This is a genomic window from Fibrobacter sp. UWT3, assembly GCF_900230125.1.
Lineage (GTDB): Bacteria > Fibrobacterota > Fibrobacteria > Fibrobacterales > Fibrobacteraceae > Fibrobacter.
The window spans coordinates 911,064-926,574 of the sequence record NZ_OCSS01000001.1 but is presented as its reverse complement, the minus strand read 5'-3'; the positions used below and the strand labels follow the sequence as shown (position 1 = coordinate 926,574).

Here is a 15,511-nt window from a genome sequence, read left to right as displayed (position 1 = left end):
CCCAGATGGAAATTTCGCAACTACCGGGGCTCGGGCCCAAACGCGCAGAAGCGCTCCGCAAGGCGGGGCTCGGTTCCGTTGCCGACCTGCTGTACAACATTCCGCGCACCTACCTCGACCACACGAAGGTCACGCCCATCGGGCAGTGCCGCGCCGGCGACAAGGTGGTGCTTATCGGCACAATAAAGCGGGCGGGAATCGTTCGCGGGCGCAGGTCGCGCTTCATGGCGACGCTCACCGACGGCACAGGCGAGATACAACTGCTGTTTTTCCAGGGCACGAGTTACTGGGCAAGGCGCATCAAGAACGATACGCGCTGGTGCGTCTCGGGTGCGGTCGGTGAATACCGCGGCCTCCAGATGACACACCCCGACATGCAGCCATTCGATGACGACGAAGAATTTACCGGTGCGATTCTCCCGGTGTACCCCATCAGCGAGGCATGCCGCGAAGCCCGCATGGAGCAGAAGTTCTTCCGCAAGCTATACAAGACCATTTTCGGGTTCCCAGGACTCACGCTGCCCGGGCTATGCCCGAGGGTGCTCACGGACTACCTCCGTTTTGCACCGGTCATGCAGAACCTGCGCACGCTCCACCTGCCCAAGGAATTCCCCGCGATATACAAGGCGAAGCGCGAACTGAAGGTCCTTGAACTGTTGCCGTTCTGCCTGCGCATGGTCAAGCGGCGCGAGAACCAGAAATTGCGCGGGCACGAGCGGCAGATTGACCTCGGAACGGTGATGGCGGCGAAGGCAAGCCTCCCGTTCACGCTGACCCGCGGGCAAGAAGAAGCTCTCAACACGATTGTAGCAGGCCTTAACGGCAAGAAGCAGTTCCACGCGCTTTTGCAGGGCGACGTCGGTTGCGGAAAGACAGTCGTCGCAATGCTCGCGATGATGGCCGTTTGCGGAGGCGGATCTGTTGCTAGTTCTGATATGCCCGCCGGTAACGGGATGCGCGAACAGTGCGCGCTGATGGTGCCGACAGACATCCTCGCGCGACAGCACTACAAGAGTCTCAAGCCGTTCTTCGATGCCGCGGGCCTGAACGTGCGCCTGCTGGTTGGCGCCACACCCGCCGCCGAGAAGAAGGTGATTCTCGGGGAAATCCAGATGGGGCTCGCCGACATCGTGATAGGCACGCACGCCCTGTTCAGCAAGGACGTTATTTTCTCGCGCCTCGGGTTCGTTGTCATCGACGAACAGCACCGCTTTGGCGTGGGCCAGCGCGAGGCCCTGCTCGCTAAGGGAGACTACCCCGACATGCTCGTGATGAGCGCGACGCCGATTCCGCGAAGCCTCGCGATGACGCTCTACGGCGACCTGAAGGTCATCAGCATCAAGGAAAAACCCGCGGGCCGCAAGCCCATCAAGACGCGCCTCGTGAACGCCAGCAAGCGCGAGGACATGAAGAAGTTTATCTGCAAGGAAGCCGCCACCGGGAACCTGTGCTACTGGATTGCAAGCCGCGTCGGGAGTGACGATGAGGGCGGAGCGCGGAGCGTCGATGAGATTGTGGAGGAACTGCGTTCGTATGTCGCAGGGCCGGGCGCAGTTTTAAACAGTGCCACTTCGGGCTCAACGGCGGCATTAAACGGCGCCGCGCTGAAGGTCGCGGGCGTGCACGGCCAGATGGACGAAAACGAGCGGGATGCGATTATCGCGCAGTTCGCCGCCGGAAAGATACACATCCTTGTGGCAACGACCGTAATAGAGGTGGGCGTGAACGTGCCCGCGGCAAACCTGATGGTCATCGATCAGCCCGACAGGTTCGGGCTCGCGCAACTGCACCAGTTGCGCGGCCGCGTGGGCCGCGGCGATCGAGAAGCGTGGTGCTTCTTGATGATACCCGAGGGCGACACCGCCGATACCAGCATGGAGCGGCTCTCCCAATTCTCGCAGACCGAGGACGGCTTCGAGATTGCGGAACTCGACCTGCAGACGCGCGGCGCAGGCAACCTCGAAGGCTACGAACAGAGCGGCGCGTGGGTGTTCCGCTGGTTCGACTGGATAGCCGACCAGGAACTCATCAGCCAGACGCTCGAAACCGCCGAGCACATACTGCACGACAAGGAATCTTTCGACGACACCGCACGCGAACAGATACAGGCGTGGTACGGCGAGAAGGAATTCACGAACGAAGACGGCGTGCACTAGGCCCGCGCAATTCTATACGCGATTTAAACAGCGCGATAATTCCGCAACTAAATTAAATTGGTAAACGTGCCGAGCACGAGCGCCAACAGCGCAATATTCAGGAAGAACATCGCCCTGCGCACAATCATGAAGAACACCGCCTGCCAATGGAGCAGGTGGTCGGTCGGGGCAACAAGTTCCTTGAACGCAAGGTAAATGTTGAGGATACCGGTCAGCACCATCATCAATGCGCCCGCAAAGTAGCCTTCACTCCAGACCATCACGGTGACGATGATTCCCGCCACTATCGCAAAGAACCCGATGATGAGTTCAACGCGCAGAATCATGTTCTTTATCTGGCGCAACTTGGCGCGGGTCGTATTTTGCTGTTCTTCCATATTCTCAAATATATAAAAGGTGCTTATCCTGTTTTAACAATCCCTATAGCGAGTACGCCGTCGTGATGGAGAAATGCGGGTCTCCCTTGCGCGAACCATTCAGCGGAATGCTCACGTCGAGCTTGTTTATCAGCTTGCTTATTGACTTTGTCTGTACAAAACGCGCGCCAAAGCCAAGCACGTAAATCAGGTCCTTGCGGCGGATATCGCCAATTTCCCACGCGGTCTCGCCCACGCTCGCATAGCCCACGAACACGGGAACGAGTGTCGCGATTTCGAAATCCGGGAACCAGCGCTGTTCCAGGCTTCCGTAGACGCGTGCCTGCCCCGTGTAGAACCCAGTCGGGAACCCGACAAAGCCATCCGTACCGCCAAGAGAAAGCTGGTAGCCGTAACGCGCCTCGTCATAGAAGTCGACAAGCCCGGTAAGCGCCGTAGAGAACCTGTTGTTCGGGTGGAAAATATATTCGCCCTTCACGCGGGTGTACATGTCGCGCATTTCGCCGTGGTCCAGGTAGAAGTTGCTGTACGAAAGCAGCGTCAGGTAGTGCATTCCCGCGCCCAGGTAAAGGTTCAGCCAGAAGTCGAGCCGTATATCGTTGTCGTGCGCGCCTATCTGTTCGTAGTTTTTCGAAAGTTGCACCTTCGCGGTCCAGCCCTTGTCCACATCCTCGTTCCACTTCACGTTGTGGAAGTTGCGGAGTTTCTCGTAGCGCAAGTCCGAATACATGATATAGGCGCCCAGGCGGGAATCCTTGCGTTCCGGAAGCCACTCGTTCCAGGCAGACGCGGAATCAATCGCGTACGAATTTTCGCCGTCGGTAAACCTGTAGCGCAACAGTTCGCCCTTGCTTGCAGTGAGCCTGCGGTAGTCGTATGTCGCCCCGAGGTAGAACTTGCGCTGCGTGCCCCCGAAGGAGCGGCTCACCCTAAAGCTCAGCGAGTCGCTGATAAAGCCCTTCACCTTCATGAGTTCCACCGCCTCGTCGCCGTTATAGAGCTGGAGCGAATCAAGAGGCTTGTCGGTAGCATAGGGAGATGCGCCCGGAGGCAAGTCGCCACTGCCATAAACGTAATAGTAACTCTCGTTCTTGAGACCAGCAAGCGTGTAGGCCCACTGGTTCACGCTCCTGCTGAGGAACGGCACGTACATGGTCCAGCTGGCGAGATAACCGTCGGTATTGTAACTGTAGAGAAAATCCAAGTGGTTGTAGCGGAATATAAAGTGCGGCGCACCGTATTCCACCTGCCACATGTCGCGGAACTCGTTGTGCCCGAAATAGAACCCGAGCAGTTGCCCCAGCCCGAGGAAGTTGCTCTCTTGCACACCGACACCCCACACCAGGTTCTTGTACTTCCATTCGCGGCCACCGAACCCGAAACTTATCGGCAAGGTCAACGTCCAGTTATCGCTCGTGTGCACGCTCACCACATTCTTCCCGCTATCCTGTTCCACCGTGATGGTGGCATCGCTCAGGAACCGCTGTTCGCGCAGGAACCGCTCCGATTCGAGCATCAGGTCGAGATTCACTATATCGCCCGTATTGAAAAGGAGCAGTTTGCGGACAGTATGCTCGCGGGTTTCGATATGCACTATGTTCAGGATGTCGTAAACCAGCTTGTCGTACTTGGTATGCACCCGCGAATCGTCAAAGGCATCACCGATATCGTAGGCAATGCTATCGACGCGGAAAAGCGCAGAAGAATCAGGAGATTCAGCAACAGAAGAATCTATAGCGGAGGAATCTACAGCGGAGGAATCCGGTTCGGCGAATGCCGATACCACAAAGACAAGCGCAAAAAAATAGACGCGGAACGATTTAGCACTAAAAACCATAAAAACAAAGTAAATATACAAAAAAGTGGGGCAATCGCTCCTTGCACAAAGCAATCCCGTTTGCTAGATTTGTTCGCGGGTAGCGGATGACCGCCGGCAGCAATGCTGGAGGAAAGTCCGGGCACCACAGGGCAGGATGCTGGATAACGTCCAGGCGCGGTAACGCGACAGACAGTGCAACAGAAAGCAAACCGCCAGGTTCGGGCGCAAGTTCGGACAAGGTAAGGGTGAAACGGCGAGGTAAGAGCTCACCGCATTCCTGGTGACAGGGATGGCACGGTAAACCTCATCCGGTGCAAGACCAAGCAGGTCTCCGTCCGCAAGGACCAGTCGCTGCCCGCGGCTGTTGGATTCCGGGTAGGTCGCTTGAGGCGGTCGGTAACGATTCGTCCAGAGAGATGGTCATCGCCCCGTAAGGGGTACAGAACCCGGCTTATAACTACTCAACACGAAGGCCTCCGCTTACCGCGGGGGCCTTCTCCTTAAGTTATTGTTCGCGCTGAGTGATTTATGGCGCGCTACTGCTCGTCGTTGTAGAACGGGACGAGTTCCACGCGGCGGTTCTTCGCACGGCCGGCCTTTTTCTTGTTGTCGGCAATGGGCTTCGTGGGCCCGAATCCCTTCGCACGCAGGCGTTCCACAGGAATCCCCTTACGGATAAGGTAATCTACCGCCGACTGGGCACGGCCCTGCGAGAGGTTCATGTTGTACTCGTCCTCGCCCACGTTGTCCGTATGGCCCTGGATTTCGAGGTTCACATCCGGGAACTTCGTCAGCAACTTCACGATATCGTCCAGAGTCTTGAAACTCGGCTTGGTGAGCACGGTCGACCCGCTCTTGAAGTTGATTCCCTTCTTGAGGCGTTCCAGGTCTTCCCTCTTGTTCACGGGGCAGCCCTTCTTGTCGATCTTCACGCCGCGGAGCGTATTGGGGCACTTGTCCTGGTAATCGGGCACGCCGTCCTTGTCGGTATCCATCGGGCAACCCGTAGTATCCACGGGAATTCCCTTCCCTGTCGCCGGGCACTTGTCGTTATCGTCGGCAACGCCGTCGCGGTCCTCGTCCTTCGCGCATCCGGTCGAATCCACGCCGATGTTCGGGAGCGTGTTGGGGCACATATCCTGGTAATCGGGCACGCCATCCACGTCAAAGTCACGCGGGCAACCCGTAGTATCCACGGTAATACCCTTCGGGGAATCCGGGCACTTATCCAGGTCGTCCGAGACGCCATCTTCATCCGTATCGGACATCGGCAGAACCTTCACGAACGATTCCGTCTTCTCGACCGTATCGACCTTCACGAGAGTATCCACATGCACAAGCGTATCGACCTTGAACAGGGTATCCGTCTTCGCGACCGTATCCTGCGGCGGCAGCCCCTGCGGGCATTCGCGTTCCGTAGCCTTCTCCGCCCCGCCAAAGTACCACGTGAGCAACCCGGTGAACGCATAGGTCGCGGCAGGCACGTAGCCGTAAGTCTTCACGTAGCCCTTCTCGTCCCTGTAAGTAATCGTGTAGTCCTCGGCACCGCGCATTTCCTTCGACTTGCTGCGGCCAAAGTTACGCATGGAGCGTACCGACAGGTCGAGACCGCCCGCGATATCCACGCCGAACGGAGTGTGCAGGCGGATACCCGGCGTAAGTGTCATCGGGTCTTCGAAGACATCGATCGGGTACTTATCGCCTTCTACGCGGAACTCGCCGGAAAATTCGACAAACGGGATAATCCAGTCGGTCATGAACCAGTTAAGGCCCGTCGAGTAGACAACCGTGTTCGAGCCCAAGTTCGCGTACATGAACCCGCCCTCCAAGTTGAAACGCAGGGGAACATCGCGCTTGGTAAAATCAAGAGTCATGATGCCATGAGCCCCCACCACGACTTCATCGGCGGTATAGGGATTGGTATATCCTTTATCCTTAAGCATCCAGGCATGGCGCGGACGCAGGCCAATTTCCTTCGAGCCCGTCGGCAGCATCATGTGCAACTGCATCGCAAGCCCGAGAATGTTGTCTTCGGCCAGGAACGGAGCAGACACCTTCATGAACAAGTCAATGTCACCCGGACGTATGTTGCCGGTCGCTTCCATGTAGCTATCCGCATAGGAGCGGTCGTAGTTGATAGGGAGCGCAACCGCCACATCGATATTATCGGCCAAGCCAAACCCGATGTAGAAGCTTCCCGTCGCAGAGATTTTGAAATCCTGCAAGTGCTGCTCGACACCATCATCGTAAAAAACGCCACCACGGGTAAGCGCCCACGGGTCGATAGTCACGTTACCGCCGGTTCCGAGCGAGAACCTGTACTTGCCCAGCGTTTTCGAATTGATCTGGTGGATACCGTCGGTTCCGCCCATAAGGCCACTTTGAGCAAAGGCTAAGGCCGCGGCCATCAAAAGAACGAAAGTAAAAAAACGTATTTTCATAATATTTAAACCCAAAAATCCTCGCCAAATTTAGAAACTTCTTCCTATAATCCAACACTGCAAAAGGGTTCAAATCGCGTATTTTACGCAATAGCAGGTATTATTTACAAACCGGCAGGCAACGTTTTCATATTTTTGTAACGTACGTCACGCAATAATGCACATAGGCGAAATGCACCTTTTTTGAACAAGCCGAACAAGGAGAAGAGAGGCTTTAAATGATTTGCAAAAAATGCGGCAGGGAATACGCCGACGACATGTTCAATTGCCTCTGGTGCGACGCGCCCAACGAGCACCACGTTCCGCCCGAAGTTCCCGAAACGGTCGACATCTCCGAAGTTCTTGATGTGCAGCAGCACGTAGACGACATCATCCTCAGCAGGATACCCGAGGAACACAGGGAACTAGACGAAGCAGGCGAAGCAAAAGTCGCCAAACACCCCGCCGGAAACTTCATGTGGTGTGCAGCCATTCTCGGAGCGGGCGCCTACGCCATATTCCTCGTGCCATTCTACGTAGCCTTCTTTCACCGGAAAGAAATCCTGAAAAAAAGTTCCATGCTGAAATTCATCGGAGCGTACGTATCCTCGATGGCAGCATTCACCATCCTCATGAACATACTCGACCTCAAGAAGCTCATCGAAAAGCTTCCCCTGCACGGGAACTCGGCAAATATTCTCCAGGCCTTCACGACACTCGGACAAGCGCTCGTCTACCTTTTACTCTGCGGCTATACTTCAGCATTCATCATGAAAAGGCTCGCACCGGACTACAGTGCAGAAGATTACGCGAAATGCTCAAAGGCAGCAACGCTCTTTGCCGTACCGGCAATGATTCTCTCGTGTATTCTAGAGCAATATATAAAGTAACGTTGTACGGGCTACTTTGTTAGGTAGCCCGTACAAGGCTACTTTTCTTCGGGCGGAGGTGGGACCGGATCAAAGCGGTTCAGGATGCGGACAACAACCGCATAGACAATTCCGCCGATCAGGCCGCCGGTAAGGTCGGCCACGAGGTCGAACACGCTGCTTTCGCGACCATCCACGAAACTCTGGTGGAATTCATCGGTACAACCATATGCAAGCGCGAGTACGCCCACAACAAGTACGCGCAGCCACTGCCGCTTGGACCACTCGGCGCGGGACCAGAGCATGGCATAGCAACCGGCAAGAGTCGCGTATTCGCAGAAATGCGCCAGTTTGTCCCAGACCTGCGGGAAATCTTCCAGTTGCTCGTTCGTGAGCGAAGATATCTTGAAGATTATCGCCATGCAGAGAACAGCGGGAACAGCACGGAAAAACGGGTACTTGTCAAAAAGGCTTTCAAACATCTTGACGCCAAATATAAAAAAACGCCCCGCCCAAACTGCCATTTTTCTACATTTGTATGCATGAAAGCGATTACCCTGAAGGCCGGACGCGAGAAGTCCGCATTGCGTTACCACCCGTGGATTTTTAGCGGGGCCGTCGACGAAGTTGTCGGCGACCCGGAACTCGGCGATACCGTCGAGGTGTACAGCTACCGGAGCGATTTTCTGGGTCTTGCGGCGTACTCGCCCAAGTCCCAGATTCGCGGGCGCTTCTGGACGTTCGGCGAGAAGGCGAACATCGACCGCGAATTCTTCAGCGACATTCTGGACCGTGCGATTGCCGCCCGCAAGAGCCGCGGCTTCGACATCGAGGACAAGGAATCCGCTTTCCGCCTGATTAACGCCGAGAACGACGGCATTCCGGGCTGCATCATCGACAAGTACGCCGACATCTATTCTGTCGAAATCCTTGCAGCCGGTGCGGAAGTCCACCGCGAAACGATTTACGAGTTGCTTGCCGAAAAGACGCACTGCAAGGGCATCTACGAGCGCTGCGATTCCGAGGTGCGCCGCAAGGAAGGCCTGCAACTGCGCACGGGTGTCGTTTATGGCGAAGTGAGCGACGAGCCCGTAATCATCAACGAGAACGGCATCCTCTTCCCCATCGACGTGAAGAACGGCCACAAGACGGGTTACTACCTCGACCAGCGCGACGCACGCAGGCGCATCGGCGAACTTTCCAAGGGCAAGAAGGTCCTGAACTGCTTCTGCTATACCGGCGGGTTCGGGCTATACGCCCTCCGTGGCGGTTGCGAGAAGGTTTACCAGGTGGACGTCTCGAAGGACGCCCTCAAGCTCGCGAAGGAAGGCATCATGCGGAACAAGCTCAGCACCGCACATGCCACGCACGTAGAAGCGGATGTATTCCAGTACCTGCGCAAGTGCCGCGACAAGGCAGAAACCTTCGACCTCATCGTGCTGGACCCGCCCAAGTTCGTGGAAAGCAAGGATAACCTGCAGAAGGGCGCCCGCGGGTACAAGGACATCAATCTACTTGCAATGAAGCTGTTGGCCGAGGGCGGCATGCTCGCGACCTTCAGTTGCTCCGGGCTCATGGAAATGGACCTGTTCCAGAAGATTATCGCGGATGCCGCCGCCGATGCACATCGGCGCGTTCAAATCATTGAACGCTTCGGCCAACCCGCCGACCATCCCGTAAACACGGCATTCCCCGAAGGTCAGTACCTCAAGGGATTGCTCGTACAAGTCGTTTAACCATTCTCTTAAAACAGAAGATGCCCGACTTGATCGGGCATGACAACGTTTGAGCGAGCACGACAGCGGGCTCGCAAAAGTTGCTTCCTATTTCTTGAACCGCCGGATTTCCGTGCGGTTCTTGTTCTGCACGGCAACGTGGTAAATGCCCACGGGCAAGGCCTGCACGTCGAATGCAGCCGAACGCACCGCCTGCTTGCGCATCACCTCGCGCCCCTGCAGGTCAAGAATGCGCACCATCGCACCATCAATAAACGTGCTTCCGAGTTCTACAAACAGATGGTTGCCTGCATAATGGACCGAAGTTCCGTACACGCTTGTGAAATCACCCAGCGCCGTCGTACCCGTGTCGGTTTTTGCCGTATCCTTCTTCGTCGTATCCTTCGAGGGAACAACATCGTCCTTGCCCACCAGGCGCCACATCTGGTTCCATTCCCAGTCGTCGGCCCAGCTCTGCACCACGCGTTCGCCATCGGTAGTTGCACGCAGGTACATGTTGCTGTGTTGCATCTTCATGCGCACCACGGAGCCCTCGTAACCGGACTGCTTTTCCATTACCACCTTCTGGTGAGCGCCCCCATTCCACTTGTAAAGACCCATCGTGATGCCCGCATCCGTAGATTCGTTCGGGGTATCGAGAGAAATGTCGCCGAAGTTGATGCGGAACGTGGTAGAAGATAGCGGCGTAACCGTCGCAACAGCATTATCGCCATTGCAATCGCCGAGAGCAAGCTTGTCTTCGGATGTACGGACCATGCAGGTACCAAAATTCATTGACATGATGCGCACCGTATCGGGTTTCGCGGGCTTGGCCTGCCACACGCGCACCCAGTCCGCCTCGAAATACGCCGGCTTGTCGGAGGTAATCTCGATATCATCGCCCGCCCAGCCACCGATGGCGAGGTTCACGATGATGTACTGAGCCGCAAGCTGCTTGATTTCTGTCGGGCGCGTGTAGCTTGCAAACCGCTTGTCGTCAAAGTAAAAACTGAGGGTCGACTCGTCCCATTCCACGCCGTAGTTGTGGAAACCCGCGGAGCGGTCCACGTCATCGTCCTTGTGTCCGCCGAAGGACGCCTCGTGGTCCCACGCCGAACCGTGGCTGTTATACCAGCTGGGGTCAGTGTAATGCAGGTAGTAGTGGTGCTGCTTGCGCGACGCAGGGATTTCGAGAATGTCGATTTCCGGAGGCCAGCCGTCCTGCAGGGTCCAGAACGCAGGCCAAGTTCCCTTCTGCCACGGGGCCTTGAAGCGGCCCTCGATGTAGCCGTACTTCACCTCGAAATGGCCCTTCGTGTCAATCGCGCCGCTCGTATAGTCGACCGGGATTTCCTTGTTGTTGAACTTCGCCTTGCGCCCGTTGGCATCGGGGTGCACCTTCTTTTCGCCCTTCAGCTTGAGCGTACCGTCAGAGACAATCACGTTCTCTTCGGCACAGTAGGCGCGATGGTTGTGCGTCGGGCCCCAGTTGTACGTGGGGTTCCACTTCTTCTTGTCAAGAGAAGTACCGTCGAAGTTGTCCTCGAACACCTTCTCCCAGCCGCTGAAGTTCGCCGGCGGGTCTGCAAAAGCTAGCGTTGCTGCAGCCACACCCGCGAGAACCAAGAATTTTCTTTTCATATCCTAATCCAACCTCATCCAAACAAGGAAATTAGTATTCCTTCATTAATTAGACAATTCCTTTTGCCAGAAGTTACGTATATACTTTATAAAATCCGGAAACTCGACATCTGTGCCTTTCACGATTCGTTCACGAATCTCATCAAGACGGCCAGATTCATCGGCATCCTTTGCCCATTCGGCAATTTCCTTCTTCTTTTCCGGATTATTCCATTCACCATCTTCGGTAATACCATTTGCAATTTCAGTCAAAAGTCCCCTAAATTCAGGAATTTGTCCCTTTTTTAGTTGAAAATCCAGGTCTCCAACTGGTGTAAATCTAGGCTATTAGCGCTTCATTGTCAAGTAATTTCATGCTCTTTTCCCGAAGTTTTTCGACAAGTTCGGGGATTTCCGCATAGCCGTCCAACCGTCTCCAGTTCTTTTCGCGGTGGAGGACCTCAGCGGCCATCCAGCGTTTGAACATTCCAATGTCCCTGTAGCGCTTCACGTTCTTCTCGATGGCGTCGAGACCGTTGAAGGTGGACTCGATTATGTTGGTCGTTATGAGCGACTTGCGCAGGAGCGCGGGGATGCCCAGCCGGTGGACCGTAAGCAGCCTCTCGCCGCCCTCGGAAAGCGATTTGGCGGCACTCGTGTTTATGCCTTCGAGCCACTCGTGGACCTTGAGAAGTTCCCTTCTCGCGTCCTCGTAGCCCACCATCCCGATGGCGTTGTTGTAGCGCCTGTCGAACTCGGCCCGGTACATCTCGGGCAGATGGGACTCGACGTTGCGCCTCTTGTGGATCACGCAGCGCTGGTGCTTGAGGTCCTTGCCGAAGCGGTCCTTGAGGGCGCGGTTGAGGCCCGTCCCGCCGTCGGTCACGAAGATGATGTCGGGGTGCAGGGCGAGGCCCCTGCTCTCCATGTCGGAAAGGAACGAACGGCACATTTCGGTGTTTTCCGAACTGCCCTGCCAGAGGCCAAGCACGCGCTTGTAGCCTTCCGCGTCAACGCCTATGGCGGCCATCACGACCTCGCCGCAGCGATGCATTGCGTCCATGAAGACGGCAACCGCCTCGAAGTCCTCCAGCCTGCGCTCGTTCAGTTCCTTCAGTTTCCTTGTGCATGCGGCAACGACCTTGCGCGACACCGACGACTTGCTTACGCCGAACGCCTCCCCGGCAGTCGAGAACACATCCTCGTAACGCCTCCCGGACAGGCCTGAGAGGCATGCGTGCAGCAGGTGCTCGGAGAACGCGTCGGGGTCTTTCAGACGGGCGTAGATACGCGATTTGACCTCGCCGTTTTCGTCCCTGAGCCTGGGTACGCGCACCTTCGCCTTGCCACCCGCGATGTACACGGAACCACCCTGGCTGGACCACTTCTTGAAGCCCTTCCTGGGGTGGTATGCTGCACCGCCGAGCTGTTCCCTTTCGGCCAGGAGTATCGCCTCCACGAGCCTTGCGCCCATCTCCCTCGACAGCGCGTCAAGGCAGCTTTTCCCCTGTTCGGCAAGGTCGGCCAGAACCACCCCGACACTGGTCGAAATGTCGATTTCTTCGCGGCGGACGATTGACAGTTTGGGGGTTCTTTTTGTACTTTTCATCATGGTGGTTATCCTCTTGCTTGGTGTTTTTTTGCTGAACCAAATTTACAAGTTGGAGACCACCTTTTTCTTTTTGGTTGCAGAAATTTCAACTAACTTTGGGGCATCTTCAAATTCAGCGTCAGTCCTTTCACCCAACAATAAGATGGTAATCGCAAGCAATCGAGCATCGGTTTCGTGAGAACCAAACAATAACAGGCTTTCAGCATCAACATAATCCGTCGTATCAACATGGAACATATTCAATATTTCATAATTTGCCCGACGCTTCGCCTTTTTCACAGTAAGCGTATCACGCGTCACCAAGTAATAGACTCGGTCATATTCTAATTGCGTTAGCACATTTGCATTCACGACAGACCGCTTGCGCAAATCCGTCATCAATTTCAACCTGATAGGGGCCGCAGAAACCTTTCCCTGTACAACATTGTTATAGAAACCATCAAAAACAAACATCGAATAATGAGTATTTATATCGGCAGCAGTAAACTTATAGACACCATCATCGCGAACAATCTCTCTTTCCAGTACGTTGCCCGTTTGTTTCAAAGTTCTTCCATCGGAAAGTTCGTAATTATATACACTAGTTCCCTTAAGGAAAAAGCCCTTATGAGAGAAATCAGCACCGAGCCATTGTTCCGGCTTACCATCATCAATTTGAAGAACCGTGGTGTCACTATCACAGATAATTAGAGTGGTTGTATCCGACTGTTCTACAACAGAACAATCCGCACCATTCTCGCCAGAATCACCCTTATCTCCGACATCACCCTTGTCTCCCTTTTCTCCGGTGTCGCCCTTATCGCCCTTGACACCATTAAGAACAACACCGATACTGTCTCCATTGCAAATGATTTTCAGGCCACTACCATCTTCTAGGGGCTCCGTAGAGCAACTATAGTCTTCGCCCTTCACATATACAGTATCCTTGCCACCTTTTACAACAACCGTATCTTTGCCGCCCTGAACATAAACAGTATCGATTTTGCCCGAAAGAGAAATCCATTTTTCATCGGAGCAAATGCGCGCAGAAGATTCACCCTTCACAAAAGCCTGAGCACCTTCGTTTTCAGCAGTACATTCCGGCAAATCCTTTTCCGCAGAAACAACGTCCATGCCAACCTGATTGACCTGCGTGATGTTTTCTGTAGTACTTTCATCACAGGCCGTATAGAAAGAGGCAAACAAGAGCCCTAAGGCAATCTTTCCAAGAGTCAATTTATTGTTCATTGTTTTTGTTTCCATTTTTATTAAATCATTCCTTCACGCAGCGGACCGACTAAGGATACTTTGTCATAATTTACGTTTTTCCATTCCAAAACGCAATAGAGAGCCCCCGCACAAACGCAAAAATGCCCCTGTTTAGGGGCATTTTCAAGAAAACTTTTTTAAACGTTTATCTTGTGCGGCGCGGGAGCTCGGACGCATGCTTCTCAAGCCACACGGCATCTTCGAGGGCGCGTTCCGCCTCGGTCGCCCAGTCCGATTCCGGGTACTGCTGCACCACGGTGCGGTAGCGGGTCACCGCGCTATGGAAGTCACGCAGTTCGCGGTAGATGTTGCCCATCTGGAGCGTGGCAAAGTAACGTTCGTCAGGCGAAATTTCCGTTTCGAGGAGAGCCTTGTACATCTGGAGCGCGGCCTCGTAACTCCCCGCCTTGAAAAGCAGGTTCGCGTTCGCAATCGTCGGCGTATCGGACGGTCCCTTCGCTTCGCTCGCCACAGGCGCGGGCGCAACGGAGGCGGTTTCCACCGGAGCAGCCTTCTCGGCGACAGGAGCAGATTCCTTAGCGGGCGCAGCGGCTTCTGTTGCAGGGGCAGCACTCGCCACCTTCGCAGAATCGACGGCAGCCTTCATCTCGGCAAGACGGTCTTCCGCGGGCTTGCGGAACTTGGCATCCGGAGCGGCCTTCTTCAGGTAGGCGGCCAGGGCCTTCTTTTCAAGGTCGTTCTTCTTGCCTTTCTGATAAATTAACGCAAGGTAGTAGTTGGCATCGTTGCCCTCTTCCTTGTATTCAAGGCCCTTCTTCAGGTTGAATTCCGCCTTGTCGTACTCGCCCATGTAGTAGCGCGTGACACCGGCGTAAAAATAGGCACCCTTGTCGCCGGGCTTCTTGGCGAGCACTTCGCGCCAGAGCGGGGCGGCATCCTTGTACTTGCCCTCGGCAAGCAGCATCTTGCCCTTTTCAAACGGGTCTGTCGGCACCGCAGTTTCTGCCTTCGCAGGTTCTGCAGTCTTTGCCGGTTCTGCGGCGGGCTTTGCGGGTTCGGCAACCTTCGCGGGTTCCGGAGCCTTTTCCGCGGCCTTCGTTTCGATCGCTGCCGGCGCACTTTCCGGCTTTGCAGGTTCGGCAATCTTCGTCTCGGCAGGCTTCGCAGGTTCAGCGGCCTTGGATTCCGCAGACGGAGCTTCCGAAAGTTCCACCGCCGGGGCAGTAACCTCTTCCGTAGGCTTGTTCTTCGGGTCCTTCGCGCGTTCCTCTTCGGCCTTCGCCTTCTTGCCCATCAGTTCGTAGACCCTCGCAGCACCCTCGTACGCCTTGCTCATTGTCGGGGTAAACTTGTACGCCAGGCGGTAGTTGGCAAGGGCGCGGGCCAAGTCCTGCTTGGGCATCTTGAGGTAGACTTCCGCAGCAAGGAAATACGCCTCGGAATTCTGCGGCTGTTCCGCAAGGATAGCCCTGTATTCACCGAGGGCCATTTCGTATTCGCCCTTGGCCTCGAAAATCGCCCCCTGTTCTATGCGGGGGTCGGCAGCGAAGGAAGTACCAAACGAAAATGCAAGCGCAAGGGCCGTAGCGGCCACGGAAAGTCTGATGTTCATACGAAGTAATATAGCAATTTTCATCATGGACATCGCTGTCCTTACCCGGATATACAGGAAAAGGCCGCCGAAGCGACCTTTGCATGCGCACCTTCGGTGAGG

Annotated in this window: 12 protein-coding genes and 1 other RNA gene; 4 read left to right on the top strand and 9 right to left on the bottom strand. The window is 55.3% G+C overall.

The window, feature by feature from the left end; all coding sequences use genetic code 11:
• Nucleotides 1-5 precede the first annotated feature (5 nt).
• The gene (locus CRO08_RS03845; protein WP_097035116.1) at nt 6-2,156 is read left to right on the top strand and encodes an ATP-dependent DNA helicase RecG; all 2,151 of its coding nucleotides are present in this window, start codon (nt 6-8) and stop codon (nt 2,154-2,156) included.
• Nucleotides 2,157-2,203: 47 nt separating this feature from the next.
• On the opposite strand, the gene CRO08_RS03840 is transcribed toward CRO08_RS03845, so the two are convergent.
• On the bottom strand, nt 2,204-2,533 hold the full coding sequence (locus CRO08_RS03840; protein WP_097035115.1) for a hypothetical protein: 330 nt from the start codon (nt 2,531-2,533) through the stop codon (nt 2,204-2,206).
• 43 nt (nt 2,534-2,576) lie between these two features.
• Complete coding sequence (locus CRO08_RS03835) at nt 2,577-4,370, bottom strand: hypothetical protein (protein WP_255252232.1); 1,794 nt, start codon at nt 4,368-4,370, stop codon at nt 2,577-2,579.
• A 76-nt stretch (nt 4,371-4,446) separates the two neighbouring features.
• Here CRO08_RS03835 and rnpB point away from each other — a divergent pair.
• An RNA gene (gene rnpB, locus CRO08_RS03830) (RNase P RNA component class A) lies at nt 4,447-4,820 on the top strand.
• A gap of 68 nt (nt 4,821-4,888) precedes the next feature.
• Here rnpB and CRO08_RS03825 read toward each other — a convergent pair.
• Nucleotides 4,889-6,760 carry an OmpA family protein gene (locus CRO08_RS03825; protein ID WP_176495051.1) on the bottom strand — a complete coding sequence of 624 codons (1,872 nt, stop codon included), beginning with the start codon at nt 6,758-6,760 and terminating at the stop codon, nt 4,889-4,891.
• Nucleotides 6,761-7,011: 251 nt separating this feature from the next.
• Between CRO08_RS03825 and CRO08_RS03820 the strand changes: the two genes are divergently transcribed.
• Entirely contained in the window at nt 7,012-7,662 is a 651-nt protein-coding gene (locus CRO08_RS03820) for a hypothetical protein (RefSeq protein WP_097035113.1), read from the top strand.
• A gap of 38 nt (nt 7,663-7,700) precedes the next feature.
• Here CRO08_RS03820 and CRO08_RS03815 read toward each other — a convergent pair whose 3' ends face one another.
• Nucleotides 7,701-8,123 (bottom strand): VanZ family protein, encoded by a 423-nt coding sequence (locus CRO08_RS03815; protein ID WP_072810435.1) that lies wholly within the window; start codon nt 8,121-8,123, stop codon nt 7,701-7,703.
• Nucleotides 8,124-8,183: 60 nt separating this feature from the next.
• On the opposite strand from CRO08_RS03815, the gene CRO08_RS03810 reads away from it, so the two are divergent.
• Complete coding sequence (locus tag CRO08_RS03810) at nt 8,184-9,377, top strand: class I SAM-dependent rRNA methyltransferase (RefSeq protein WP_072810033.1); 1,194 nt, start codon at nt 8,184-8,186, stop codon at nt 9,375-9,377.
• A gap of 87 nt (nt 9,378-9,464) precedes the next feature.
• On the opposite strand, the gene CRO08_RS03805 is transcribed toward CRO08_RS03810, so the two are convergent.
• The 5 genes from CRO08_RS03805 to CRO08_RS03775 form a co-directional block, all read right to left on the bottom strand.
• On the bottom strand, nt 9,465-10,997 hold the full coding sequence (locus tag CRO08_RS03805; protein ID WP_176495050.1) for a family 16 glycosylhydrolase: 1,533 nt from the start codon (nt 10,995-10,997) through the stop codon (nt 9,465-9,467).
• A 45-nt stretch (nt 10,998-11,042) separates the two neighbouring features.
• On the bottom strand, nt 11,043-11,249 hold the full coding sequence (locus CRO08_RS03800; protein WP_097035112.1) for a hypothetical protein: 207 nt from the start codon (nt 11,247-11,249) through the stop codon (nt 11,043-11,045).
• A gap of 67 nt (nt 11,250-11,316) precedes the next feature.
• Nucleotides 11,317-12,588 carry an IS256 family transposase gene (locus CRO08_RS03795; protein ID WP_097034567.1) on the bottom strand — a complete coding sequence of 424 codons (1,272 nt, stop codon included), beginning with the start codon at nt 12,586-12,588 and terminating at the stop codon, nt 11,317-11,319.
• A gap of 42 nt (nt 12,589-12,630) precedes the next feature.
• Entirely contained in the window at nt 12,631-13,830 is a 1,200-nt protein-coding gene (locus CRO08_RS16525; RefSeq protein WP_101956412.1) for a hypothetical protein, read from the bottom strand.
• Between the two features lie 151 nt (nt 13,831-13,981).
• Nucleotides 13,982-15,409 carry a tetratricopeptide repeat protein gene (locus CRO08_RS03775; RefSeq protein WP_255252231.1) on the bottom strand — a complete coding sequence of 476 codons (1,428 nt, stop codon included), beginning with the start codon at nt 15,407-15,409 and terminating at the stop codon, nt 13,982-13,984.
• Between the last annotated feature and the right edge of the window lie 102 nt (nt 15,410-15,511).

What these genes read in the sequence shown, in the direction of transcription:
- CRO08_RS03845 (WP_097035116.1), top strand. Translation starts at nt 6, where the DNA reads ATGGAAATTTCGCAACTACCGGGGCTCGGGCCCAAACGCGCAGAAGCG.
- CRO08_RS03840 (WP_097035115.1), bottom strand. Translation starts at nt 2,533, where the DNA reads ATGGAAGAACAGCAAAATACGACCCGCGCCAAGTTGCGCCAGATAAAG.
- CRO08_RS03835 (WP_255252232.1), bottom strand. Translation starts at nt 4,370, where the DNA reads ATGGTTTTTAGTGCTAAATCGTTCCGCGTCTATTTTTTTGCGCTTGTC.
- CRO08_RS03825 (WP_176495051.1), bottom strand. Translation starts at nt 6,760, where the DNA reads ATGGCCGCGGCCTTAGCCTTTGCTCAAAGTGGCCTTATGGGCGGAACC.
- CRO08_RS03820 (WP_097035113.1), top strand. Translation starts at nt 7,012, where the DNA reads ATGATTTGCAAAAAATGCGGCAGGGAATACGCCGACGACATGTTCAAT.
- CRO08_RS03815 (WP_072810435.1), bottom strand. Translation starts at nt 8,123, where the DNA reads ATGTTTGAAAGCCTTTTTGACAAGTACCCGTTTTTCCGTGCTGTTCCC.
- CRO08_RS03810 (WP_072810033.1), top strand. Translation starts at nt 8,184, where the DNA reads ATGAAAGCGATTACCCTGAAGGCCGGACGCGAGAAGTCCGCATTGCGT.
- CRO08_RS03805 (WP_176495050.1), bottom strand. Translation starts at nt 10,997, where the DNA reads ATGAAAAGAAAATTCTTGGTTCTCGCGGGTGTGGCTGCAGCAACGCTA.
- CRO08_RS03795 (WP_097034567.1), bottom strand. Translation starts at nt 12,588, where the DNA reads ATGATGAAAAGTACAAAAAGAACCCCCAAACTGTCAATCGTCCGCCGC.
- CRO08_RS16525 (WP_101956412.1), bottom strand. Translation starts at nt 13,830, where the DNA reads ATGGAAACAAAAACAATGAACAATAAATTGACTCTTGGAAAGATTGCC.
- CRO08_RS03775 (WP_255252231.1), bottom strand. Translation starts at nt 15,409, where the DNA reads ATGAACATCAGACTTTCCGTGGCCGCTACGGCCCTTGCGCTTGCATTT.